The 23891-nt window shown below is 58.5% G+C and carries 21 protein-coding genes; 16 read left to right on the top strand and 5 right to left on the bottom strand.

What is annotated here, in order from left to right; translation table 11 throughout:
- Window positions 1-130 precede the first annotated feature (130 nt).
- From GKN89_RS04030 to tcyN, 7 genes are all read left to right on the top strand, one after another.
- Window positions 131-1186: a flagellin FliC gene (locus GKN89_RS04030; protein ID WP_049188410.1), complete on the top strand. Its 1056-nt coding sequence runs from the start codon at window positions 131-133 to the stop codon at window positions 1184-1186.
- Between the two features lie 182 nt (window positions 1187-1368).
- A complete protein-coding gene (locus GKN89_RS04025; RefSeq protein WP_004934752.1) occupies window positions 1369-2091 on the top strand; it encodes an RNA polymerase sigma factor FliA in 723 nt (240 codons plus the stop codon).
- A gap of 56 nt (window positions 2092-2147) precedes the next feature.
- Complete coding sequence (fliZ, locus tag GKN89_RS04020; RefSeq protein ID WP_074053940.1) at window positions 2148-2657, top strand: flagella biosynthesis regulatory protein FliZ; 510 nt, start codon at window positions 2148-2150, stop codon at window positions 2655-2657.
- Between the two features lie 125 nt (window positions 2658-2782).
- A complete protein-coding gene (locus tag GKN89_RS04015; protein ID WP_198636602.1) occupies window positions 2783-3775 on the top strand; it encodes a D-cysteine desulfhydrase in 993 nt (330 codons plus the stop codon).
- A gap of 115 nt (window positions 3776-3890) precedes the next feature.
- Window positions 3891-4691, top strand: a complete 801-nt coding sequence (gene tcyJ / locus GKN89_RS04010; RefSeq protein ID WP_154746384.1) for a cystine ABC transporter substrate-binding protein — start codon at window positions 3891-3893, stop codon at window positions 4689-4691.
- Window positions 4691-5353, top strand: coding sequence for a cystine ABC transporter permease (gene tcyL / locus GKN89_RS04005; RefSeq protein ID WP_025303237.1), 663 nt, complete (start codon window positions 4691-4693; stop codon window positions 5351-5353). The genes tcyJ and tcyL overlap by 1 nt, the downstream gene beginning before the upstream one ends.
- Before the next feature lie 3 nt (window positions 5354-5356).
- Complete coding sequence (gene tcyN / locus GKN89_RS04000) at window positions 5357-6109, top strand: L-cystine ABC transporter ATP-binding protein TcyN (protein ID WP_038876913.1); 753 nt, start codon at window positions 5357-5359, stop codon at window positions 6107-6109.
- Window positions 6110-6138: 29 nt separating this feature from the next.
- Here tcyN and GKN89_RS03995 read toward each other — a convergent pair whose 3' ends face one another.
- From GKN89_RS03995 to putA, 3 genes are all read right to left on the bottom strand, one after another.
- Entirely contained in the window at window positions 6139-6552 is a 414-nt protein-coding gene (locus GKN89_RS03995; protein WP_154746383.1) for a type II toxin-antitoxin system HicB family antitoxin, read from the bottom strand.
- Between the two features lie 12 nt (window positions 6553-6564).
- Window positions 6565-6768 carry a type II toxin-antitoxin system HicA family toxin gene (locus GKN89_RS03990; RefSeq protein ID WP_019452923.1) on the bottom strand — a complete coding sequence of 68 codons (204 nt, stop codon included), beginning with the start codon at window positions 6766-6768 and terminating at the stop codon, window positions 6565-6567.
- Between the two features lie 163 nt (window positions 6769-6931).
- Entirely contained in the window at window positions 6932-10903 is a 3972-nt protein-coding gene (gene putA / locus GKN89_RS03985; RefSeq protein ID WP_154746382.1) for a trifunctional transcriptional regulator/proline dehydrogenase/L-glutamate gamma-semialdehyde dehydrogenase, read from the bottom strand.
- A 571-nt stretch (window positions 10904-11474) separates the two neighbouring features.
- On the opposite strand from putA, the gene putP reads away from it, so the two are divergent.
- From putP to lpxO, 6 genes are all read left to right on the top strand, one after another.
- On the top strand, window positions 11475-12959 hold the full coding sequence (putP, locus tag GKN89_RS03980; RefSeq protein ID WP_025159832.1) for a sodium/proline symporter PutP: 1485 nt from the start codon (window positions 11475-11477) through the stop codon (window positions 12957-12959).
- Window positions 12960-13203: 244 nt separating this feature from the next.
- A complete protein-coding gene (gene efeU, locus GKN89_RS03975; RefSeq protein ID WP_154746381.1) occupies window positions 13204-14049 on the top strand; it encodes an iron uptake transporter permease EfeU in 846 nt (281 codons plus the stop codon).
- Between the two features lie 20 nt (window positions 14050-14069).
- Entirely contained in the window at window positions 14070-15206 is a 1137-nt protein-coding gene (efeO, locus tag GKN89_RS03970; RefSeq protein WP_019452918.1) for an iron uptake system protein EfeO, read from the top strand.
- An 11-nt stretch (window positions 15207-15217) separates the two neighbouring features.
- Window positions 15218-16516: an iron uptake transporter deferrochelatase/peroxidase subunit gene (efeB, locus tag GKN89_RS03965; protein ID WP_154746380.1), complete on the top strand. Its 1299-nt coding sequence runs from the start codon at window positions 15218-15220 to the stop codon at window positions 16514-16516.
- Between the two features lie 716 nt (window positions 16517-17232).
- Window positions 17233-18021: a phosphate starvation-inducible protein PhoH gene (gene phoH / locus GKN89_RS03960; RefSeq protein ID WP_015378226.1), complete on the top strand. Its 789-nt coding sequence runs from the start codon at window positions 17233-17235 to the stop codon at window positions 18019-18021.
- Window positions 18022-18255: 234 nt separating this feature from the next.
- On the top strand, window positions 18256-19158 hold the full coding sequence (lpxO, locus tag GKN89_RS03955) for a lipid A hydroxylase LpxO (protein ID WP_019452916.1): 903 nt from the start codon (window positions 18256-18258) through the stop codon (window positions 19156-19158).
- A gap of 36 nt (window positions 19159-19194) precedes the next feature.
- Here lpxO and chaA read toward each other — a convergent pair whose 3' ends face one another.
- Together chaA and GKN89_RS03945 are read right to left on the bottom strand one after the other, a co-directional pair.
- On the bottom strand, window positions 19195-20298 hold the full coding sequence (gene chaA / locus GKN89_RS03950; RefSeq protein ID WP_019452915.1) for a sodium-potassium/proton antiporter ChaA: 1104 nt from the start codon (window positions 20296-20298) through the stop codon (window positions 19195-19197).
- A 294-nt stretch (window positions 20299-20592) separates the two neighbouring features.
- Window positions 20593-21411 (bottom strand): siderophore-interacting protein, encoded by an 819-nt coding sequence (locus GKN89_RS03945; RefSeq protein ID WP_370520155.1) that lies wholly within the window; start codon window positions 21409-21411, stop codon window positions 20593-20595.
- Window positions 21412-21449: 38 nt separating this feature from the next.
- Between GKN89_RS03945 and GKN89_RS03940 the strand changes: the two genes are divergently transcribed.
- The 3 genes from GKN89_RS03940 (at window position 21450) to cbl (ending at window position 23862) form a co-directional block, all read left to right on the top strand.
- Complete coding sequence (locus GKN89_RS03940) at window positions 21450-21821, top strand: hypothetical protein (protein ID WP_154746379.1); 372 nt, start codon at window positions 21450-21452, stop codon at window positions 21819-21821.
- A gap of 90 nt (window positions 21822-21911) precedes the next feature.
- Entirely contained in the window at window positions 21912-22607 is a 696-nt protein-coding gene (locus tag GKN89_RS03935) for a gamma-glutamylcyclotransferase (RefSeq protein WP_025159829.1), read from the top strand.
- A 301-nt stretch (window positions 22608-22908) separates the two neighbouring features.
- On the top strand, window positions 22909-23862 hold the full coding sequence (gene cbl, locus GKN89_RS03930) for an HTH-type transcriptional regulator Cbl (protein WP_019452911.1): 954 nt from the start codon (window positions 22909-22911) through the stop codon (window positions 23860-23862).
- Window positions 23863-23891 lie beyond the last annotated feature (29 nt).

Raw genomic sequence — 23891 nt, 5'->3', positions numbered from 1 at the left:
AAAAAAATTCTAAAGGTTGTTGGGGGAGGGCCGATACCTGAGGGGACGGTGGTTGACGCCGTGGGCAAACAAGCCCGAACCTTTTAACTGTGTTGCGAAGAACGCAACTGACTCGTAAGGAAAGCAAACAATGGCACAAGTAATCAACACTAACAGCCTGTCTCTGATGGCGCAGAACAACCTGAACAAATCTCAGTCTTCTCTGGGCACTGCGATTGAGCGTCTGTCTTCCGGTCTGCGTATCAACAGCGCTAAAGACGACGCTGCGGGTCAGGCGATCTCCAACCGTTTCACCGCTAACATCAAAGGTCTGACTCAGGCTTCCCGTAACGCTAACGACGGTATCTCTCTGGCGCAGACCACTGAAGGCGCACTGAACGAAGTTAACGACAACCTGCAGAACATCCGTCGTCTGACCGTACAGGCGCAGAACGGTTCTAACTCCACCAGCGACCTGAAATCCATCCAGGACGAAATCACTCAGCGTCTGTCTGAAATCAACCGTATCTCCGAGCAGACTGATTTCAACGGCGTGAAAGTGCTGAGCAGCGATCAGAAACTGACCATCCAGGTTGGCGCTAACGACGGTGAAACCATCGATATCGATCTGAAAAAAATCGACGCTAAGCAACTGGGCCTGGACACCTTCAACGTGACCGACAAAGGTCCATCTGTTGGCACTGCTATCGCCAACGGCACCGTGTTGAAAGATGACAAAGATGCGGATGTGACTTACGACGCAGCCAAGTCTGGTCTGGATGCAGCGAAAGGCGAAGTGCTGGTTTCCGGTAAAGACAAAGACGGTAAAGCAGTAAACTACGTGCAGACTACCGCTACTGACGGCACCAAAACTTACAAAGCGGCAACCATTGCCGCCGACGGTAAAGTAACTGCCGGCGCTGACGTGACCATCAAAAACCCACTGGATACCCTGGACAAAGCGCTGGCACAGGTTGACGGTCTGCGTTCTTCCCTGGGTGCGGTACAGAACCGTTTCGATTCTGTTATCAACAACCTGAACAGCACCGTGAACAACCTGGCTGCTTCTCAGTCTCGTATCCAGGACGCTGACTACGCGACCGAAGTGTCCAACATGAGCCGTGCCAACATCCTGCAACAGGCTGGCACCTCTGTTCTGGCACAGGCTAACCAGTCTACTCAGAACGTACTGTCCCTGCTGCGTTAATCGTCTCTCCCGATTAACTGTCGCAAAAAGACCCCGCTTCGGCGGGGTTTTTTTATGTTCGCGCACCGCGCGGTTATTACATGGCGCAAATAAAGCCTGTTTTGTGCGACTGTTCAGCCGATTGGCATTTCGCCCCCTAAGCATAATAGCGCTGACTCTCTTATCCGCAGGTTTAAGACATAGTGAGCGATCTGTATACCGCCGAAGGCGTGATGGACAAAAATTCTCTCTGGCTGCGCTACGTCCCGTTAGTGCGCCACGAGGCGTTGCGCCTGCAGGTCAGGCTGCCCGCCAGCGTGGAGCTCGACGATTTGCTGCAGGCCGGGGGAATCGGGTTATTGAACGCCGTTGAGCGTTATGACGCCCTACAGGGAACCGCCTTTACCACCTATGCGGTGCAGCGCATTCGCGGCGCGATGCTCGACGAGCTGCGCAGCCGCGACTGGGTGCCGCGCAGCGTGCGGCGCCATGCGCGCGAGGTCGCACAGGTGATGCGGCAACTGGAACAGCGTTATGGCCGTCCGGCGAGCGAGACGGAAGTGGCGCAGACGCTGAATATCTCGCTGGATGAGTACCGTCAAATTCTGTTGGACACCAATAACAGCCAGCTTTTCTCCTACGACGAATGGCGCGAGGAGCATGGCGAGAACGCGGAACCGATGCTGGAAGGGCATGAAGAGGCCAACCCGCTGCATCACCTGTTGGAAGGCAGCCTGCGCCAGCGAGTGATCGACGCCATCGAGGCGTTGCCGGAGCGCGAAAAAATGGTGCTGACGCTGTATTACCAGGAAGAGTTGAACCTCAAGGAGATCGGCGCCGTGCTGGACGTCGGGGAATCCCGCGTCAGCCAACTGCACAGTCAGGCGATCAAACGGCTGCGCGCGCGGCTGGCGAACGATACCTGACGGCGGCTCGCCGCCCCCTCAACTCGAAGACTCATGCGACAATCGGACTGCCCCTTATGCCAGGAATACTGTTGAAAAAACGGCCGCTCAGCCGTTACCTGAAAGATTACAAGCACAGCCAGACCCATTGCTCCCAGTGCGGTAAACTGTTGGACCGCATGGCGCTGGTGTTTCGCGGCAAGATCATCAATAAAGAAGCCATCGCGCGCATGGATCAGCCGATCGACGACGCGGTCTGGCAGAACGTACAGCATGAGCTGACCGCGCTGTGCCGCTTTTGCAGCGAGATCTCCTGCAACAGCCACCCGAGCTATTTCGACATCATGGCGTTCAAACAGTATCTGTTCGAACAGACCGAGATGAGCCACAGCACCATCCGCGAGTATGTGGTGCGGCTGCGCCGGCTGGACGAAATGCTGGTGGCGCGCAACTACCCGGCGGACAAGTTCGCCAACAGCGCCAGCCATCAGCGCATCATCGACGATCTGCCTTCCGCGGCGCACAACAACTACCGCATTGCGCTGCGTAAATACGATCAGTATCTCGCCTGGCAGCGCAGCTACTGAGCTTTACCCCGGCCCGTTGGGCCGGGGCTGGCTGTTTCCCCCGTGATAAAGGATGATTATTCAGTTCACATCTGCTAAATCTATCGGTTATCAGATGTTGATATTCGATTCCCTGGGGGGAAGTAGTGAACCTGCAACAACAACTGGCGCAATTCCCGCGCCTGGACCTGGTTGGCGCCGCCACACCGCTGGAAAAGCTGTCCCGTCTTTCCGATTACCTCGGCCGCGATATTTACCTTAAACGTGACGACGTCACTCCTATGGCAATGGGCGGCAACAAGCTGAGAAAGCTTGAGTTTCTGGCCGCCGACGCCCTGCGCCAAGGCGCCGACACGCTGGTCACCGCCGGTGCCATTCAATCCAACCACGTGCGCCAGACGGCGGCGGTGGCGGCGAAGCTGGGCCTGCATTGCGTCGCGCTGTTGGAAAATCCTATCGACACCCGCGCAGAAAATTATCTGACTAACGGCAACCGCCTGCTGCTCGGCCTGTTCAACGCCGAAGTGGTGATGTGCGAAGCGTTGCACGATCCGCAGCAGCAGCTGGCGGAACTGGCCACGCGCCTTGAAGCGCAGGGCTTCCGGCCTTACGTGGTGCCGGTGGGTGGCTCCAATGCGCTGGGCGCGCTGGGGTATGTGCAGTGCGCATTGGAAATCGCTGAGCAGAGTCAGCGCAGCAACGTGGCGTTCAGCTCGGTGGTGGTGGCCTCCGGCAGCGCCGGTACCCACGCCGGGTTGGCGGTGGGGCTGCAGCAGCTGTTGCCGGAAACCGAGCTGATCGGCGTGACGGTTTCGCGCACCGTGATCGATCAGCTGCCGAAGGTTGAGCAGATCCAAAAGGCCCTGGCCTGTTCGCTGAATATCGACGAACTGGCGCCGATCGCGCTGTGGGACGATTACTTCGCGCCGCAGTACGGCATGCCGAATGAAGAAGGCATGGCGGCGGTGCAGTTGCTGGCGCAGCAAGAGGGCGTGTTGCTGGATCCGGTATACACCGGCAAGGCGATGGCCGGTTTGATCGACGGCATCGCCCAGCGGCGTTTCCGCGATGAGGGGCCTATTCTGTTCGTTCACACCGGCGGTGCGCCGGCGCTGTTCGCCTATCATCCGCAGGTGTAAATACCGCTTGTTATTCCATTTTGAACTATATTTATAAAGTTATATTCCTTTATGCGGACGGACGCACTGTTAAAGTGCTGATATCAAAAAAGATAAATAACACACAGGGGTGTTTATGATGTTTGCGAAAGTTCGTCGTCAATGGCTGTTGGGCGTAGTGGGTGTCGCGTTGGCCGCCGGTTTGTCGACGCAAACCTATGCCGCCGACAATCTGCTGCAGCAGGTGAAACAGCGCGGTACGCTGATCGTCGGGCTGGAAGGCACCTATCCGCCGTTCAGCTTCCAGGGTGAAGACGGCAAGCTGACCGGTTTCGAAGTGGATTTCGCCAACGCGTTGGCGGAACACCTGGGCGTGAAAGCCAAGCTGAACCCGACCAAATGGGACGGCATGCTGGCTTCGCTGGACTCGAAACGTATCGACGTGGTCATCAACCAGGTGACCCTCTCCGATGAGCGCAAGAAGAAATATGACTTCTCCACCCCTTACACCGTTTCCGGTATTCAGGCGCTGGTGAAGAAAGGCAACGAAGGCACCATCACCAAGCCGGAAGACCTGAAGGGCAAGAAGGTTGGCGTGGGTCTTGGCACCAACTATGAACAGTGGCTGCGCGAGAACGTGCAGGGCGTGGACGTGCGTACCTACGACGACGACCCGACCAAGTATCAGGATCTGCGCGTTGGCCGCATCAACGCCATTCTGGTGGATCGTCTGGCGGCGCTGGATCTGGTGAAGAAAACCGGTGATACGCTGGCGGTAGCCGGCCCGGCGTTCTCTCGTCAGGAGTCCGGCGTGGCGCTGCGCAAAAATAACCCAGAGCTGCTGGCCGCGATTGATCAGGCGATCGCCGAGATGCAAAAAGACGGCACGATGGCGAAGATCTCCGAGAAATGGTTTGGCGCGGACGTAACTAAATAATGCACGAAAGTATTCAACTGGCGCTGGATTCAGCGCCATTTTTATTGAAGGGCGCCATACTGACGCTTCAGCTCAGCCTGGGCGGGATGGCGTTGGGATTGCTGCTCGGTTTTCTGCTGGCGCTGATGCGCCTTTCGCCGCTGTGGCCGCTGTCGTGGCTGTCGCGCATTTACGTGTCGCTGTTCCGCGGCACGCCGTTGATCGCCCAGCTGTTTATGATCTATTACGGTCTGCCGCAGTTCGGCATCGAATTCGATCCCTTCCCGGCGGCGCTGATTGGCCTGTCGCTCAATACCGCCGCCTACACCTCGGAAACGCTGCGCGCGGCGATTTCGTCGATCGATAAAGGGCAGTGGGAAGCCGCCGCCAGCATCGGCATGACCCGCTGGCAAACTCTGCGCCGGGTGATCCTGCCGCAGGCGGCGCGCACCGCCTTGCCGCCGCTCGGCAACAGCTTTATCGGTCTGGTGAAGGACACCTCGCTGGCCGCCACCATTCAGGTGCCGGAACTGTTCCGCCAGGCGCAGCTGATCACCTCGCGCACGCTGGAAGTGTTCACCATGTATCTGGCGGCCTCGCTGATTTACTGGGTGATGGCGACCCTGCTTTCCGCACTGCAAAACCGTCTGGAAGCCCACGTAAATCGCCAGGATCAGGAGTAACGCATGAGTGCCATTGAAGTTAAACAGTTGACCAAGCAGTTCAAGGGTCAGACGGTGCTGCATGGAATCGATCTGGCGGTGGACGCCGGCGAAGTGGTGGCGATCATCGGGCCGAGCGGTTCGGGGAAAACCACCTTGTTGCGTTGCATCAACCTGCTTGAGGAGCCGGATTCCGGCACCATTCGCGTCGGCGATATCCTGATCGACGGCAGCAAACCGCTGAGCAAACAGAAGAACCAGGTGCGTGCGCTGCGTCAGCAGGTCGGCTTCGTGTTCCAGAACTTCAACCTGTTCCCGCATCGTTCGGTGCTGGAAAACATTATCGAAGGGCCGGTTATCGTCAAGGGCGAAGCAAAAGCCAGCGCTGAACAGCGCGCTCGCGCGTTGCTGGCCAAGGTGGGTCTGAGCGGCAAAGAGCAGGCCTATCCGCGGCGGCTGTCCGGCGGGCAGCAACAGCGGGTGGCTATTGCGCGCGCGCTGGCGATGCAGCCGGAGGTGATTTTGTTCGATGAGCCGACCTCGGCGCTCGATCCCGAGCTGGTGGGGGAAGTGCTCAATACCATGCGCTCACTGGCGGAAGAGAAACGCACCATGGTGATCGTCACCCATGAGATGAGCTTCGCCCGCGACGTGGCCGACCGGGTTATCTTTATGGACCATGGCCGCATCGTCGAACAGGGCCCGGCCAAAGCGCTGTTCGCCAACCCGCAGCACCAGCGCACCCAGCAATTCCTCGACAAGTTTCTGAATCAATAAGGCGGCGGGGGAGCTTCCCCCGACTGCGTTCACTCCACTTTCAACAATTCATTTCGCGCGGCGGCGGCGAGAAACCCGCTGCGGCTGCCGTATCCCGGATGTTGCCGAACCAGAGAATCAATGCGGCTTAACAGACGGTGGGGCAGCGTGATATTGATTCGCTCGGCCCGGCCGTCAAACTTATCCATATTGATAGCGATCAACAGCCACTGCCCCTCCTCGAAGGATTCCGCGTTTTTGGCAAGATGCACGGCGACGGCCCGCGGACGCGGTATCGGCTGATTGTCTTCGCTCAACAACTCAAAGTGCGCATCCAGCGCGCTTTGGGCATCGGCAAAGGCGTCGTCCAGGCTGGCGCCGGCGAAATAACAACCGGGGACATCGGGAAAGAAACCGCTGGCGCTGCCGTCTGATTCGGTATGGATATAAGCGGGATAAAACATGGTTTCTCCTGTCTAACGCGTGGCGATGTGAAGTGCAGTTAACCCCGCGTCTTTAAGTATCTGCCGCAGCGTGCCCAGCTTGAGATTTTTCTTTGGGTGCGGCACGGTGATGATCAGCGCAAAATCGGGATGTTTGAATTGATGGTGGCTGCCTTTTACCCGCCGCAATACCCAGCCGTGGCTTTCCAGCAGCGCGATCAGCTCTGAACTCTTCACGATGTTATCGTCCTTAATCTACACACCATACACACTCTCAGGCAAGGAGATTAATACGCTAACGACTGGCCGGGCGGCGGACAATAAAAAACCCTGCACGAGTGCAGGGTTTGCGTAGCGGTAAGCAAATCAGGCGGCGACGTGTCGCCGCCTTGACGATGCGTTAACCGATGGTCATCAGGCTGGCGTTGCCGCCGGCGGCGGCGGTGTTGACGCTCAGCGAACGTTCGATCAGCAGGCGCTCCAACAGAATGTTGGTTTCCCCGTGGGCGAAGCCCTGCACCGAAACGATGGCGCCGCCGCGCTGGGCGATCTGCTCGCACAGGGTGCGCAGTTGGTCGGCATCGCCGTGGTAGATGGCGGCGTCGAACTCAACCTTATCCTGCTGCCAGTCTTTGCTGAAGGCGATACGCGCCTGCACATCGTTCGGCAAGCGGCGGAACAGATTGCGCTGCAGTTCCGCTTCCGGCCACAGCGCGCAGCTGCCGACCGCCAGCACGGCGGCCAGCTGGATCAGCGCATCGGCTTCGTTATCCGCCAGGCACAGCACGCGTTCACGCGGCAACAGGGCATAGGTATTGCGCTCGCCGGTCGGCCCTGGCAGCGGACGGACGGTGCCGCCCTGGCCCAGTTCCGCATAGCGCTGCGCCAATGCCGCCAGTTCGCCGTGTTGGCTGGTGACCGCCCATTTCTCCAGCGATTGCAGCGCGCCCAGCAGCTGCGGCCGTGCGGTGGCTTCCATTGGGCGCTCCTCGTCCTGGCGCTGCAGCGTGCGCTGCAGCGCGTCGTCCGGCCGGTTGGCCAAGAGACGGTACAGGTACAGCGGGCCGCCGGCTTTGGGGCCGGTGCCCGACAGGCCTTCGCCGCCGAACGGCTGCACGCCGACCACTGCGCCCACCATGTTGCGGTTAACGTACAGGTTGCCGACCTTGGCGCGCTCGGTCACCCGGGCGATGGTTTCATCGATACGGGTGTGAATGCCCAGCGTCAGGCCGTAACCGGCGGCGTTGATCTGATCGACCAGCGCGTCCAGGTTGTTGCGCTGGAAGCGTACGACGTGCAGCACCGGGCCGAAGATCTCTTTCTGCAGCTCGTCGAAGCTGTCGAGCTCGATCAGCGTCGGCTTGATGAAGGTGCCGCGCGCCCACTCTTTTTCATCCTGCGTGCTACCTTTGGCGGCCTGGTACACCTTGCGGCCTTTGGCGCGCATCGCCTGGATGTGGCGCTCGATGCCGGTTTTGGCTTCGGCGTCGATCACCGGGCCCACGTCGGTGGACAGGCGCTCCGGGTTGCCCATGCGGCATTCGGCCATCGCACCGCGCAGCATCTGCAGCGTGTGTTCGGCCACGTCTTCCTGAATGCACAGGATACGCAGCGCGGAGCAGCGTTGGCCGGCGCTGTCGAAGGCGGAGGCCACCACGTCGGTGACGACCTGTTCAGTCAGGGCGGAAGAGTCGACGATCATGGCGTTCAGGCCGCCGGTTTCGGCGATCAGCGGCGTTGGGCGGCCCTGCGGATCCAGGCGACCGGCGATGCTGCGCTGCAGAATGCCGGCGACGTCGGTGGAGCCGGTGAACATCACGCCGCGTACGCGGGCGTCGTTGACCAGCGTCGAGCCGACGGTCTCACCCTGGCCTGGCAGCAGCTGCAGCACGCCTTGCGGAATACCGGCTTCCAGCAGGATGCGCACCGCCTGAGCGGCCACCAGCGGCGTTTGCTCGGCCGGTTTGGCCAACACGCTGTTGCCTGCCGCCAGCGCGGCGGCGATCTGGCCGGTGAAGATCGCCAGCGGGAAGTTCCACGGGCTGATGCAGACTACCGGGCCCAGCGGGCGGTGGCTGTCGTTGGCGAAATCGTCGCGCACCTGGCCGGCGTAGTAGTGCAGGAAGTCGACCGCTTCACGCACTTCGGCGATGGCGTTGTTGAAGGTTTTACCCGCTTCGCGCACCAGAATGCCCAGCAGGCTTTGCAGTTGGCTTTCCATCAGTTCGGCGGCACGTTCGAGGATCGCGGCGCGCTCCGTTGGCGGTGTCGCGAACCAGATTGGGCCGGCGGCCGCGGCGGCGTCGAGCGCGCGGCTGACTTCGCCTTCGGTGGCTTCACGCACGTAGCCGACCACATCGCCCGGCTCGGCCGGGTTGATCACCGGCTGTTCCACGCCCTGATCCAACTCGGCGTCGATAATAGGTTCCGCGCGCCACGGATGGCTGGCGCTGGTGAGCAGGGCGCTGGAGAGCGAGGCCAGACGCTGTTCGTTGGACAGATCCAGACCGCTGGAGTTGGTGCGTTTCTCGCCATACAGCTCGCGCGGCAGCGGAATGCGCGGATGCGGCAGGCCCATCTGGCCTTCGCTGGCCGCCATGGCTTCCACGGCGCTGACCGGATCGGCCACCAGCTCGTCGAGCGGCAGGGTGGCGTCGGCGATGCGGTTGACGAACGAGGTGTTGGCGCCGTTTTCCAACAGGCGACGCACCAGGTAGGCCAGCAGCGTTTCATGGGTGCCGACCGGCGCATAGATGCGGCACGGGCGGTTCAGTTTGCCGTCGGCCACTTTACCCACCACCTGTTCGTACAGCGGTTCACCCATGCCGTGCAGGCACTGGAACTCATACTGGCCAGGGTAGTAGTTGTTGCCAGCCAGGTGATAGATGGCGCTCAGAGTATGGGCGTTGTGGGTGGCGAACTGCGGATAGATCAGGTTCGGCACCGACAGCAGCTTGCGGGCGCAGGCCAGGTAGGAAACGTCGGTGTACACCTTACGAGTGTAAACCGGGTAGCCTTCCAGGCCGTCCATCTGGGCGCGTTTGATTTCGCTGTCCCAGTAGGCACCCTTCACCAGACGGATCATCAGGCGACGACGGCTGCGTTGCGCCATGTCGATCACTGCGTCGATGGCGAACGGGCAGCGTTTCTGGTAGGCCTGAATCACGAAGCCGATGCCGTTCCAACCGGCCAGCTGCGGCTCGAAGCACAGCTTCTCCAGCAGATCGAGCGAGATCTCCAGACGGTCGGCCTCTTCGGCGTCGATGTTGATGCCGATATCGTACTGGCGCGCCTGCAGGGTCAGCGACAGCAGGCGCGGGTAGAGTTCTTCCATGACGCGTTCGTACTGCGCGCGGCTGTAGCGCGGGTGCAGAGCGGACAGTTTGATGGAGATGCCGGGGCCTTCATAGATGCCGCGGCCGTTGGAGGCTTTGCCGATGGCGTGGATCGCCTGCTGGTAGGAAACCAGGTAGGCCTGAGCGTCGGCCTCGGTCAGGGCGGCTTCGCCCAGCATGTCATAAGAGTAGCGGAAGCCTTTTTCTTCCAGCTTGCGCGCGTTGGCCAGCGCTTCGGCGATGGTTTCGCCGGTCACGAACTGCTCGCCCATCAGACGCATCGCCATGTCCACGCCTTTGCGGATCAGCGGTTCGCCGCTTTTGCTGATGATGCGGTTCAGCGAGCGGGACAGGTTGGCTTCGTTATGGGTCGACACCAGCTTGCCGGTGAACAGCAGGCCCCAGGTGGCGGCGTTGACGAACAGCGACGGGCTGCGCCCCAGGTGCGAGTGCCAGTTGCCGTTGCTGATCTTGTCGCGGATCAGGGCGTCGCGGGTCGGTTTGTCCGGAATGCGCAGCAGCGCTTCCGCCAGGCACATCAGCGCCACGCCTTCCTGCGAGGAGAGGGAGAACTCTTGCAGCAGGCCTTGCACCATGCCGGCGCGGCCATTTGCACTTTTTTGGTTACGCAGCTTCTCGGCGATACCGTAGGCCATTTTGTGAGTGGCCTGTGCAAGATCGGCGGGTAATCGCGCCTGTTCGAGCAACATCGGCACCGCTTCGGTCTCTGGGCGGCGATACGCGGCGGTGATGGCGGCGCGGGTGACTGACTGCGGCAGAATTTGTTCGGCGAAATCGAGGAATGGTTGGTGTGACTCTTCCTGCGCTTGCGGCATAATGTCGTCCGCTTCAGGCTGGCCCGCTGCGGCCAGCGCTGGAATTTCAGGAATATCGCTACCGCTCTCGAGACGCTCGAGGTAATTAAAGATGGCCTGCTTGATGAGCCAGTGCGGCGTGCGATCGATGCGCTGCGCGGCGCTCTTGATCCGGTCGCGTGTTGCCTCGTCGAGTTTCACGCCCATTGTGGTAGTGCCCATGCCTGTCCAACTCCTGTGTTTAGAACCTATCCCATCAGGCTAGACAAACAGCAGGCCGGAAAGCCTGTTGGGATAGGTTCGTGAGATGTGTGGTGTTAAGAATGCAGACAATATCCTGCATGTTGCAACTTTGTGCAACCTTGTTAAATCAGGCTGATGAGCGAAGTGTGAGTTTCATCGATTTTTTAACATGGACAGTTGGCATGAATGTTGCGTTATTGAGCGAATGCGGCGGGGTTTATTATGCCGCAGGCGCTTTACCTTGCGGTATATAAGGGTAATTACCAGGTGCAACTCATTTTGTTTGTCGTGAGTGCAACCTGCGGGCCCGGTAAATGTGACGCAGGGTAAACTTTGTGTAACTTTGTTGTTAAATATCTTGTTGGTTGATGAAAGGCTCATCTAGGATAACCGACGGTCAACAATTACGGGCAGAAACTATTTTACCTGCACTTGCTCGCAGGCTGCGCCACGTTCCGGCGCGGCGGCCAGTGAAATGCATTGCGCGTGGGTTTACCGGCGCCGGCTTGGCCGGAGCGAAACGCGAATAATAATGAAAGTGGAGAATTAAATGACAATGAGCACACCTATGCTGGTGACCTTCCTGGTGTACATTTTCGGGATGGTGCTGATCGGCCTGCTTGCCTACCGGGCAACCAACAACTTTGATGATTATATTCTCGGCGGCCGCAGTTTGGGCAGCGTGGTGACCGCGCTGTCCGCCGGGGCTTCCGACATGAGCGGCTGGCTGCTGATGGGCCTGCCGGGCGCCATCTTCCTCTCCGGCATCTCCGAAAGCTGGATCGCCATCGGTCTGACCATCGGCGCTTACCTGAACTGGAAACTGGTGGCAGGCAGGCTGCGTGTGCATACCGAAGCCAACAATAACGCCCTGACGCTGCCGGACTATTTCACCAGCCGTTTTGAAGACAACAGCAAGCTGCTGCGGGTGATCTCGGCCATCGTCATCCTGGTGTTCTTCACCATTTACTGCGCCTCCGGCATCGTGGCCGGCGCGCGTCTGTTCGAAAGCACCTTCGGCATGAGCTACGAAACCGCCCTGTGGGCCGGCGCCGCAGCGACCATCCTGTATACCTTTATCGGCGGTTTCCTGGCGGTGAGCTGGACCGACACCGTGCAGGCCAGCCTGATGATTTTCGCGCTGATCCTGACGCCGGTGATCGTGATCTTCGCCGTCGGCGGCATCGATACCTCGATGCTGGTGATCCAGGCGCAGAACCCGGCCAACCTCGACATGCTGAAAGGCCTGAACTTCGTCGCCATCTTGTCGCTGCTGGGTTGGGGCCTGGGCTACTTCGGCCAGCCGCACATCCTGGCGCGTTTCATGGCGGCGGATTCTCACCGCACCATCCGCAGCGCGCGTCGCATCAGCATGACCTGGATGATCCTGTGCCTGGCCGGCACCATCGCCGTCGGTTTCTTCGGCATCGCTTACTTCGCCAACAACCCTGATCAGGCCGGCAACGTGTCGCAGAACGGCGAGCGTGTGTTCATCGAGCTGGCGATGCTGCTGTTCAACCCATGGGTGGCGGGCGTGCTGCTTTCGGCGATTCTGGCGGCGGTCATGAGCACCCTGAGCTGCCAGCTGCTGGTGTGCTCCAGCGCGATCACCGAAGACCTGTACAAGGCGTTTCTGCGCAAAGGCGCCAGCCAGCGTGAGCTGGTGTGGGTCGGCCGCGTGATGGTGCTGGTGGTGGCGCTGGTCGCCATCGCGCTGGCGGCCAACCCGGAGAACCGCGTGCTGGGCCTGGTGAGCTACGCCTGGGCCGGTTTCGGCGCCGCCTTCGGCCCGGTTGTGCTGATCTCGGTAATGTGGTCACGCATGACCCGCAACGGCGCGCTGGCCGGCATGCTGGTCGGCGCGGTGACGGTGATCGTCTGGAAACAGTACGAATGGCTGGGCCTGTATGAAATCATCCCAGGCTTCATTCTGGGCTGTCTGGCCATCGTGGTGGTGAGCCTGATGGGCCGCCAGCCTTCCGCCACCATGACCGAGCGTTTCGATCAGGCGGAAGCCGAGTACAAAACGGTATAACGCCGTTCGATGTCAGTCAGCAAGGGGCGCCCAGAGCGCCCCTTCTTTTTGCCTGCTCGTTACTGTCACCCAGCTGTAACACCTGGCGACATTTGATTAGAAAAAATCACCCTCGCGCCTCTTGTATTTATCCTTGGCCGAATGATAATCACTCTCGTTGGGTTTTACGTTTCTTTACATAGCCGCGCGGCTTATTTCGCAGCCACCGTTTCTGCCGCCGCGCTCTTTTCAGGGGTGATTATTTATGTTTGTTCCCTTTCTTATCATGTTCCGCGAGGGGCTGGAGGCGGCGTTGATCGTCAGCCTGATCGCCAGCTACCTGAAGCGCACGCAGCGCAGCCAATGGCTCGGCGCGGTGTGGATCGGCGTGATAGTCGCGGCCGCGCTGTGTCTGGCGCTCGGCATCTTCATCAATGAGACCACCGGCGAGTTCCCGCAGAAACAGCAGGAGCTGTTCGAAGGTATCGTTGCGGTGGTGGCGGTGGTGATCCTCACCTACATGGTGTTCTGGATGCGTAAAGTCTCCAAGTCGGTCAAGGTGCATCTGGAAGGGGCGATCGATCAGGCGCTCAACGCCGGCAAAGGGCAGGGTTGGGCGCTGGTGGCGATGGTGTTCTTCGCCGTCGCGCGCGAAGGGCTGGAGTCGGTGTTCTTCCTGCTGGCGGCGTTTCAGCAAGACGTGGGCGCCGCAGCGCCGATCGGCGCGGTGCTCGGCCTGGTGGCCGCCATCGTGCTGGGCATGATGATTTACTGGGGCGGGGTGAAGCTGCACCTGGCCAAATTCTTCAAATGGACCAGCCTGTTCATTCTGTTCGTCGCCGCCGGCCTGGCCGCCGGGGCGATCCGCGCATTCCACGAAGCCGGCCTGTGGAACCACTTCCAGGATATCGCCTTCGACTTCAGCAGCACCCTGTCGACCCATTCGCTGTTCGGCACCCTGCTGGAAGGCATTCTCGGTTATCAGGAAGCGCCGACGGTCAGCGAAGTGGCGGTCTACTTCCTGTATCTGATCCCGGCGCTGATTTTCTTCTTCCTGCCGCAGCGCGCGGAGCCGGCAGCGGCCTCGGCGCAACGTAAAATCAATCATTAATATTTAATAGGGAATCTCGTATGTCTACTCCGTTATTTCGCCGCAAGGCGTTGCACGCAGCATTACTGGCTATCCCGGCGTTTGCGCTGAGCATCGACGCATTGGCGGCGGATGTGCCGCAGGTCAAGGTCACGGTCAACGACAAACAGTGTGAGCCGATGCAGCTGACCGTGCCGGCCGGCAAGACGCAGTTTGTGGTGCACAACACCAGCCAGAAAAACGTCGAATGGGAAATCCTGAAAGGGGTGATGGTGGTGGAAGAGCGCGAGAACATCGCGCCGGGCTTCACCCAGAAAATGACCGCCACGCTCGAGGCGGGCGAATATGACATGACCTGCGGGCTGCTGAGCAATCCGAAAGGCAAACTGACCGTCACCGCAGCGGCCGGCGGCGCCACCGACGGCAAGCCGAGCGCGCTGGACCTGGTCGGCCCGATCGCCGAATACAAGGTCTACGTCACCAAAGAGGTCGATGGGCTGGTGAAACAGACCAAGCTGTTCACCGACGCGGTGAAGGCCGGCAATGTGGAGCAAGCGCGCAAGCTGTATGCGCCTACCCGCCAACACTATGAGCGCATCGAACCGATCGCCGAACTGTTCTCCGATCTGGACGGCAGTATCGACGCCCGTGAAGACGACTACGAGAAGAAATCGGCGGACCCTAACTTCACCGGCTTCCACCGTCTGGAGAAGGCGCTGTTTGCTGATAACTCCACCAAAGACATGGGTAAATATGCCGATCGCCTGTATCACGACACCGTTGAGCTGCAAAAACGCGTGAGTGAACTGACCTTCCCGCCGAGCAAGGTGGTGGGCGGCGCGGCCGGGCTGATCGAAGAAGTGGCGGCCAGCAAGATCAGCGGTGAAGAAGACCGTTACAGCCGCACCGATTTGTGGGATTTCCAGGCTAACGTCGACGGTGCGCAGAAGATAGTTAACCTGCTGCGCCCGCTGTTGATCAAAGCCAACAAGCCGCTGCTGGACAAGATCGACGCCAACTTCAAAACCGTCGACACCATTTTGGCGAAGTACCAAACCAAAGAGGGGTATGAGTCCTACGAGAAGCTGACCGATGCCGATCGCAATGCGCTGAAAGGGCCGATCACCACCCTGGCGGAAGATCTTTCCCAACTGCGTGGCGTATTGGGTCTGGACTGAGGCATACGGTTATGAGCAACAAGGCAGGCCCGAATAACGGGCCTCATCCGCACTCTCAGGGGGCTGCATCCCCTTCACGCCGCCGTTTGCTGCAGGGACTGGGGCTGAGCGCGCTGGCGCTGGGCGGCAGCCGCCTGGTGCAGGCGGCGGACAAAGCGGCGGAGCCGTTGGCAGCGCCGCAGGATGAGCGCTGGCAGAAACAGCCGTTTTATGGCCACCATCAGGCCGGGGTGCTGACCCCGCAACAGGCGGCGATGATGCTGGTGGCGTTCGACGTGCTGGCGACCAGCAAAGCGGATCTGGAGCGTCTGTTTAGGCTGCTGACCGATCGCATCGCTTTCCTGACCCACGGCGACAAGGCGCCGGAGGTGGATGCCAAGCTACCGCCGCTCGATTCCGGCATCATGGGGCCGGAGATTTACCCGGACAATCTGACCGTCACCGTCTCGGTCGGCGCCTCGCTGTTCGACGAGCGCTTTGGCCTGCAGGCGCACAAGCCGCTGCGGTTGCAGAAGATGACACGCTTCCCCAACGATGCGTTGGACGCCGGGCTGTGCCATGGTGATCTGCTGCTGCAGATCTGCGCCAACACCAATGAAACGGTGATTCACGCACTGCGCGACATCATCAAGCATTCGCCGGATCTGCTCAGCGTGCGCTGGAAACGGGAAGGGTTTATCTCCGCGCATGCTGCGCGCAGCAAAGGCAAAGAGACGCCGATTAACCTGTTGGGCTTCAAAGACGGCACCGCTAACCCGAAAACCGACGATAAGCCGCTGATGGATAAGGTGGTATGGGTCGGTGACAACGTCGGCGAGCCGGCGTGGACGGCGGGCGGCAGCTATCAGGCCGCGCGCATTATTCGTTTCCGCGTTGAGTTTTGGGACCGCACGCCGTTGCAGGAGCAGGAAACCATTTTCGGCCGTGAAAAGCACAGCGGCGCGCCGCTCGGCATGAAGCATGAACATGATGAGCCGAACTATGCGAGCGATCCCGACGGCAAGGTGATCCCGATGGATGCGCATATCCGATTGGCTAATCCGCGCACGCCGGAAAGCCAAAGCAATCTGATGTTGCGGCGTGGCTACAGCTATTCCCTTGGCGTATCCAATGCCGGCCAGCTGGAAATGGGGCTGCTGTTCGTCTGCTATCAGGCCGATCTGGAAAAAGGGTTTCTGACGGTGCAAAAAAGACTGAACGGCGAAGCGCTGGAGGAATACATCAAGCCGATCGGCGGCGGGTATTTCTTCGTATTGCCGGGCGTGAAAGAGGGCGGCGACTATCTGGCCAGCGGCTTGCTCAAGGCCTGAAGACGGAATGGCGGGGCGGGATCTTCCGCCTCGCTTTACGTTTGTCTTTCCCGTTGTGGGGGCAATGAACGATGAAACGCAATTCAATGCTGTGCCGGCAGATTAAAAAAACCGCAGTTGCGCTGTTTTTGGTTGCGCAAAATTTAATCGGGAAACCAAAGTGTCATTCGTGGTTTTAAATTGTAATTCATTGATATTTATTAATTATAATTTTCTATGGAATGACGTCTTAGGCGTGATATAGTGTTTTTGTGTTAACTGAAAACAAAAGATATTAAATTTTTTTACATTTTAGTAACGCTGTGGGATTGAATGTCATTATACTGTAATCATCTGGCGGTAGTTTTCACACGGTGCACAGCTTGAAGCTGTAAATATCACTGCGGGGATCGCTAATGGTAAAGTCCTTGGTTGGGCTGGAAAGAAAAAATAACACATCTCCCCTGATTTCTCGTTGTTACGAGGGTTCTCTCTCCGACTCTCTTTTACCGGCAACTCCGCACCCTTATCGCTACCGAATCTCATCGTTTTTTACTCCACGTTTATTGATGCAGTCCGCGTTGTCCCGTGAAGATACGGCGCCGAAGCATTGCCGTCGATTCACTTTGTCCCTTGGCTCTTATTGGCTCGGAGGAGGCCAAAACCTAATACGTGTGTGAAACATAATCGCGCGGCCTGGCCGTTGCGGTAGGTGAAACAAACTGTAAGGTGCCACTATGGGTAGACAGAAAGCAGTGATCAAAGCACGTCGTGAAGCGAAACGCGTTATTCGTCGTGACGCTCGTAGTCATCGCCAGCTGGAAGAAGAGTCTGTGACCTCGCTGGTGCAAATGGGGGGAGTCGAGTCTATCGGCATGGCGCGAGACAAGCGCGATAGCTCACCCATCGAGGCTAGAACCGAAGCTCAGGGTCATTACTTATCAGCCATAGAAAATAAGCAGCTGATCTTCGCCACCGGCGAAGCCGGCTGCGGCAAAACATTTATCAGCGCCGCCAAGGCGGCGGAGGCGCTGATCCATAAAGAGGTGGATCGGATTATCGTTACCCGTCCTGTTTTGCAGGCGGATGAAGACCTCGGTTTCCTGCCGGGGGATATCTCCGAGAAATTCGCCCCTTATTTCCGCCCGGTGTATGACATTCTGGTGCGCCGTTTGGGCTCTTCCTTTATGCAGTACTGCCTGCGGCCGGAAATCGGCAAGGTAGAGATTGCACCGTTCGCTTATATGCGCGGACGCACCTTCGAAAATGCGGTCGTTATCCTGGATGAAGCCCAGAACGTGACCGCCAGCCAGATGAAAATGTTCCTGACCCGCCTGGGCGAAAACGTGACGGTTATCGTTAACGGCGACGTGACCCAGTGCGACTTGCCACGCGGCGTAAAATCCGGCCTCAGCGACGCCCTGGAGCGCTTCGAAGAGGACGAGATGATCGGCGTCATCCGCTTTGAAAAACAGGACTGCGTACGCTCCGCTTTGTGCCAGCGCACGCTCAACGCTTACAGTTAACCTATCCGCTAATGGAAAGGCCGCTTCGGCGGCCTTTTTTATCTCCGCAATTTCCGCTCTCGTTTAACCTTTGTGTAAATTATTGTGGTTATTTGTATAGATTTTCGTTGAGTTAGCGTTAATGATTAATGGGTTCCAGATTGGCGCGCAGTTTGCGTGTGCCGCCAAAAGGACACTATCTGGGGTGTGCGCCGCGCGGCGCATTGAGTGTGGGTTCTTTGCTGCGATTCAAACATGAAATATATCATTCTGATTTTGCTTATTTTATGCGTCGTCTATGTGCATTACCGCGGACGAGTGCGCTACAACGTATGGCGGCAGCTGTCTGACCATTCCACCTTTACCGCACCGCTGAACGTCTTCATGTATCTGTTTTCTCGCGTGCCGACTACGCCGTACCTGAAGCCGGAGCAGTTTCCTGAGCTGGCGGTACTGCGGGAGAATTGGGAAACCATCCGCGACGAAGGACAGAAGCTGATGGAGATCCAGCAGATCAAAGCGTCCGATCAATTCAACGACGCCGGTTTCAACTCGTTCTTCAAGACCGGTTGGAAGCGCTTTTATCTGAAATGGTATGAAGACAGCCATCCTTCCGCCATGACCCTGTGCCCGCAGACCACTGAGCTGCTGCGCAGCCTGCCTTCGGTCAAGGCGGCGATGTTCGCCGAACTGCCGGACGGCAGCCGTTTGCCGCGTCACCGCGATCCTTACGCCGGTTCGCTGCGTTATCACCTGGGGCTGATTACCCCTAACGATGACCGTTGCTTCATTGAAGTGGACGGCGAGCGCTACAGCTGGCGCGACGGTGAAGGGGTGATGTTCGATGAAACCTATCTGCACTACGCGGAAAACCAGAGCGGGCAGAATCGCCTGATCTTGTTCTGCGACATCGAACGGCCGATGCGCTACCGCTGGACGCAGGCGGTGAACCATTGGCTGGGGCGCAATCTGATGAGCGCCGCCACTGCGCCGAACGAAGAGGGCGATCGCACCGGCGGCGTCAACAAGATGTTCAAATACATCTATGCGATACGCCGGGTGGGGAAACGCCTGAAGGCCTGGAACCGCACCGGTTATTACATCATCAAGTGGATTTTGTTCGGGGGGATCGCCGCGGCGATATTCTTCTCGGTATAACGCAGACAGGGGCGCACAGAGTGCGCCCCTTTTTGATCAGGCGAAGATAGTCATCATGTAGGCGGCGAACAGCGCCAGGTGGGCGGTGCCGTTCAGCACGTTGGTGCGGCCGGTCGAGAACGACAGCTGGCACAGCAGCAGCACCGTCAGCATCACCACGATATGCGGCGTTTGCAGGCCGAAGATCAGCGTCTGCCCGGTCAGGGTGGCGATGATGGTCACCGCCGGCACCGTCAGGGAGATGGTCGCCAGTACCGAACCGAAGAACAGGTTCATGGCGCGCTGCACCTGGTTGTTCAGCACGGCGCGCAGCGCACCCAGCCCTTCAGGCGACAGGATCAACAGCGCCACCAGGAAACCGGTGAACTGCGCCGGCGCATTCACCTTGGTCAACAGGCCTTCCAGCGGGTTGGCGTTGAATTTGGTGACGGCGATAACCGCGATCAGGTGCACGATAAGCCAGGCGGCATGCCAGGCGCTGCTGTGCGAAGAAGGTTTGCCGTGATGCGGGTCGCCATCATCATCTTCATGTTCATACACGAACAGGCTCTGGTGGGTTTTGGTCTGGATCACCAGGAATACGCCATACATGGCGGCGGAGATCAGCGCCACCAACAGCGCTTGCCCGGTGCTGAAGTTGCCGCCCGGCAGCGCGCTCGGGAATACCAGCACGATCACCGCCAGCGGGAAAATCGCCATCAGGTACTGTTTGATGCCGCCCAGGTTGACGTACTGAGTGGCGAACTTGCGCCCGCCGAGCAACAGTGCGAAACCGACCAGGCCGGCGGAGACGATCATGATGATGGAGTACAGCGTGTCGCGCATCAGCGCCGGCGCGGCATCGCCGGTGGCCATCAGCGCCGAAATCAGGCTGACCTCGAGGATCACTACCGACAGGCTGAGGATCAGCGATCCGTAGGGTTCGCCCAAACGGTGGGCGAGCACGTCGGCGTGGCGCACAACGCTGAAGGCGCTGCTGAGGATCCCCACCAGCGCGAGAATATTGATGCCGACGATCAGCGGAAAGTTAGTGGTGCTGCTCCACAGATTCAACACCACCAGTGCGGCGATGGGGAAGATCAGCGAGTATTCGGTGTGGCGAGATTTGGTGGATCGGCCAGGATCGTGTTGCGACTTCATGAGGGTGGCACTCCTTCTCAAACAGCGTAGCCCGTCAGCGCCGGTCGCCGTAACACGGCAACTCTGCGTTTCCAGTAGGTATTTTATATTAGGATACACCCACGGCGCCGGTGTGATGTTGTTTTTATCTGAGAAAGCAATTGCTTGCTTTATGTGATCAGGGTAGCAAAAAAACCGCACGGGGTGCGGTTTTATTTACTTACTTTTACGCAATAACGCTGTTTTTTAACGTTAGATTTGAGAAAAGTCGTGTTTACTTATTTAGTGCGTGGTTAATCAAGGAAAATGTGACAGTTAGTCGTCAATATTATCCATGATTTCATGCCGTTTATTATGATAACCCTCTTCATTTAGTCCCTCACGCCAGTAAGGTACGGCATAAAGACGATTACGATCGCATTGGCGTTCGCGGCGCAGGTAACGGCGCAGCCCTACCACCAAAAGATCTTCACCGGCCAGCCAAAAATGCGTCTCGCCTTGCGGCAAGGACTGCTCGCGGAACAGTGCGATCAATTCGTCGGTTTTTTCCGTGCCGCCAACGACCCAGTTGACTTCAACGTCCGCCGGTTTCTTCAGCTCAATCACGTCGGCGGAGCTGTCAACGCGGACAAAAGCGCGCCCCGCGCTATGCGGCGGCAGGTTTTCCAGCAGCGCGGCCAGCGCAGGCAGCGAGGAGGGGTCGCCCGCCAGGCTGTAGAAGTCGGCCTGCGGCAGCATCGGTTTCGGGCCACCCGGGTTGCTGATGCCGATTTTATCGCCGGCTTTCGCCTGGCGCGCAAAATCGACCGCCGGGCCCTGGTGGTCATGGATGGCGAACTCGATGTCCACTTCTGCCTGCTCCGGGCGCACGGCGCGAATGGAATAGGTGCGCACGATCGGGCGCACGGCGTCCGCGGCCCAGCGCGGGCCGTTTTCGGTCAGCGTCGGCAGATCCGGCTGGGTTTGGCCGGCGAGCGGTAAAAATACCTTGATGTGCGCTGCGGCGGCGTTGGCCGGGTAGTAGCGCAGATCGGGCGCGGTAAAGGTGATGCGGCGCAGATGCGGGGTAATGTCCTGTACGGCGCTGACGGCAATCAGGTAGGGGGCGCGTGAGCGAGGGGCTTCGGTAGTCACGGGGATCTCCTTATAGTTCGTTTGGCGGTGAGTATATCATGCCGTTTGATAATGAGAATTGTTTGCTCATTGAGGCGCATCGGCCGCGAACCCGGTTTAGTCAGGATTCTCGGAACAAGCACCGAGGGCATGATGTTCTGCCACGCCGCGAACGGCTTGCCGAACGCGGTGAAGCCAAACATGCGCAGGCGCTCTATTATAAGGAAGCGTTCAACAGCGCTCGGCGACAACGTGTGCGGGCGCAAAAAGTCACGTTTTCCCCGCGGCGAGGATCGCATATGCGCTATGCGACCACGGCAATTAATATTATTGCTGCTCAGTACAAATACTTTTTCACTTTAATACCGCTTTGCAACTTGATTGCGCGACGGGAAAAGAATAAGGTCATTATTAATAGGCGCGGTTGTTGAATTAATAAAATTCCGCACCAAAAATAAAATTGCAAAGGTTCAGCAGTGGCGAGGGAGGACGAGCAATCGTATTCCCGGGAGGTTGTAACAGTGTTAACGCGAGATTTTCTGCAAAAAGCGGATTGTAAAACCGCCTTCGGCGCTATTGAGGAGTCGATGTTGCTGACGCCTGAACAGCGCGCAGCCTCGTTGGATTGCACGTTATCGCGCCGGCCGGATCACAGCCCGGTATGGGTATTCGGCTACGGCTCGCTGATGTGGAATCCGGTTTTTGAATCGGAAGAAGTGCGGCCCGCCACGCTGCCGGGCTGGCATCGGGCGTTCTGCATGCGCCTGACCGCCGGGCGCGGCACGCTGCACCAGCCGGGGCGGATGCTGGCGCTGAAAGAGGGCGGCCAGACCACCGGCCTGGCATTCCGCCTGCCGGAAAACAAGCTGCGCGAAGAGCTGGAACTGCTGTGGAAGCGCGAGATGATCACCGATTGCTACGTGCCTACCTGGTGCGAGCTGCAGCTGGATGGCGGCGAGGTCGTGACCGCGCTGGTATTTGTGATGAACCCGCAGCACCCGCTGTTTGAAGAAGACACCAGCTACCAGGTGATCGCGCCATTGATCGCCAGCGCCAGCGGTCCGCTAGGCACCAACGCGCAATATCTGTTTGCGCTGGATAACGAGCTGAAACACCACGGCATGCAGGATGATTGCATCGGCGATCTGGTGCGCTATGTACAGCAGTGGTTGCAACAGAACCGCCCTGGCGCTTTCGGGGCTGAAGCCACGGCCTGAGGCGTTAGCAGGGCAGCAGACACTGAAGGGCTCAGCATGCTGAGCCCTTTTTATATATCTAATGCCTATATTTAATAACTTTCTTCTGCATGATTATTTAATGCTTATTTTTTGTGTGGTTATTTATCTCTTTATTTTTAAAGTCATTTGGCATTTCGTTGTGCCTTGTTGAGCCGAGAGCAACGATGAATAATTCACTTAGTATTAAATTGCATAACTAAAGGTTATTTCTTATTTGTTCAGCCTCGCAGGACTCCGTATCAATATGGCAAACGCTACTGCAAGAAACAGGGAGACGGGGATGAACTTTCAACAATTAAAAATTATTCGTGAATCGGCGCGCTGCAACTACAACCTGACTGAGGTCGCCAATACCTTATTTACCTCGCAGTCCGGCGTCAGCCGCCATATTCGCGAGCTGGAAGAAGAACTGGGTATCGAAATATTCATTCGCCGCGGCAAGCGCTTGCTGGGCATGACCGAACCCGGCAAAGAGCTGCTGGTGGTGGCGGAGCGCATTCTCAACGATGCCAATAACATCCGTCGCCTGGCGGACGTTTTCAGCAGCAACGATTCGGGGCAGCTGCATATCGCGACGACGCACACTCAGGCGCGCTACAGCCTGCCGGGGGTGATCAAAGAGTTTCGCGCGCTTTATCCACGGGTGCGGGTGGTGCTCAACCAGGGCAGCCCGGAGGAGATCGCTTCGATGTTGGCCGCCGGCGAAGCCGATATCGGCATCGCCAGCGAACGATTGATGAGTGACGAATCGTTGGCGGCGTTTCCTTACTATCGCTGGCATCACACCATTCTGGTGCCGGAAGGGCACGAGTTGACGCGACAGCCGCAGGTGACGCTGGAGATGCTCAGCACCTTGCCGCTGATTACTTACCGCCAGGGCATTACCGGGCGCGCGAAGCTGGATGCGGCGTTTAAAACGGCGGGGCTGACGCCGGACATCGCGCTCAGCGCACAGGACTCCGACGTGATTAAAACCTACGTTGAATTGGGGTTAGGCGTGGGCGTGCTGGCCGACATGTCGTATGAAAAAGAACGCGATCGCGGATTGGTCAGCCTCAACGCCGAGCATTTGTTTGAACCTAATACGGTATGGTTGGGCCTGAAGCGCAGCCAGCTGCAGCGCAATTATGCCTGGCGCTTTATTCAGCTGTGCAACCCTACGCTGTCGCTAACCGAAATCAAGGACAAAGTCTTCTCGTCGCAGCTGGATGCGGTGATTGACTATCAGATTTAAGCGAGAGACGTTGTCCTAAAAGGAGTGCT

Origin of the sequence: Serratia sp. YC16, assembly GCF_009707615.1 — a bacterium.
Taxonomy (GTDB): Bacteria; Pseudomonadota; Gammaproteobacteria; order Enterobacterales; family Enterobacteriaceae; genus Serratia; species Serratia surfactantfaciens.
The sequence above is the reverse complement of the archived record's forward strand: the minus strand, read 5'-3'. Positions and strand labels throughout refer to the sequence as shown.

Coding starts and splice junctions, on each gene's coding strand:
- GKN89_RS04030 (WP_049188410.1), top strand. CDS start 131: ATGGCACAAGTAATCAACACTAACAGCCTGTCTCTGATGGCGCAGAAC.
- GKN89_RS03940 (WP_154746379.1), top strand. CDS start 21,450: ATGCCGTTTGATAATGAGAATTGTTTGCTCATTGAGGCGCATCGGCCG.
- cbl (WP_019452911.1), top strand. CDS start 22,909: ATGAACTTTCAACAATTAAAAATTATTCGTGAATCGGCGCGCTGCAAC.
- putP (WP_025159832.1), top strand. CDS start 11,475: ATGACAATGAGCACACCTATGCTGGTGACCTTCCTGGTGTACATTTTC.
- efeO (WP_019452918.1), top strand. CDS start 14,070: ATGTCTACTCCGTTATTTCGCCGCAAGGCGTTGCACGCAGCATTACTG.
- efeU (WP_154746381.1), top strand. CDS start 13,204: ATGTTTGTTCCCTTTCTTATCATGTTCCGCGAGGGGCTGGAGGCGGCG.
- efeB (WP_154746380.1), top strand. CDS start 15,218: ATGAGCAACAAGGCAGGCCCGAATAACGGGCCTCATCCGCACTCTCAG.
- GKN89_RS03995 (WP_154746383.1), bottom strand. CDS start 6,552: ATGTTTTATCCCGCTTATATCCATACCGAATCAGACGGCAGCGCCAGC.
- fliZ (WP_074053940.1), top strand. CDS start 2,148: ATGCCAGGAATACTGTTGAAAAAACGGCCGCTCAGCCGTTACCTGAAA.
- putA (WP_154746382.1), bottom strand. CDS start 10,903: ATGGGCACTACCACAATGGGCGTGAAACTCGACGAGGCAACACGCGAC.
- lpxO (WP_019452916.1), top strand. CDS start 18,256: ATGAAATATATCATTCTGATTTTGCTTATTTTATGCGTCGTCTATGTG.
- tcyN (WP_038876913.1), top strand. CDS start 5,357: ATGAGTGCCATTGAAGTTAAACAGTTGACCAAGCAGTTCAAGGGTCAG.
- phoH (WP_015378226.1), top strand. CDS start 17,233: ATGGGTAGACAGAAAGCAGTGATCAAAGCACGTCGTGAAGCGAAACGC.
- chaA (WP_019452915.1), bottom strand. CDS start 20,298: ATGAAGTCGCAACACGATCCTGGCCGATCCACCAAATCTCGCCACACC.
- tcyJ (WP_154746384.1), top strand. CDS start 3,891: ATGATGTTTGCGAAAGTTCGTCGTCAATGGCTGTTGGGCGTAGTGGGT.
- tcyL (WP_025303237.1), top strand. CDS start 4,691: ATGCACGAAAGTATTCAACTGGCGCTGGATTCAGCGCCATTTTTATTG.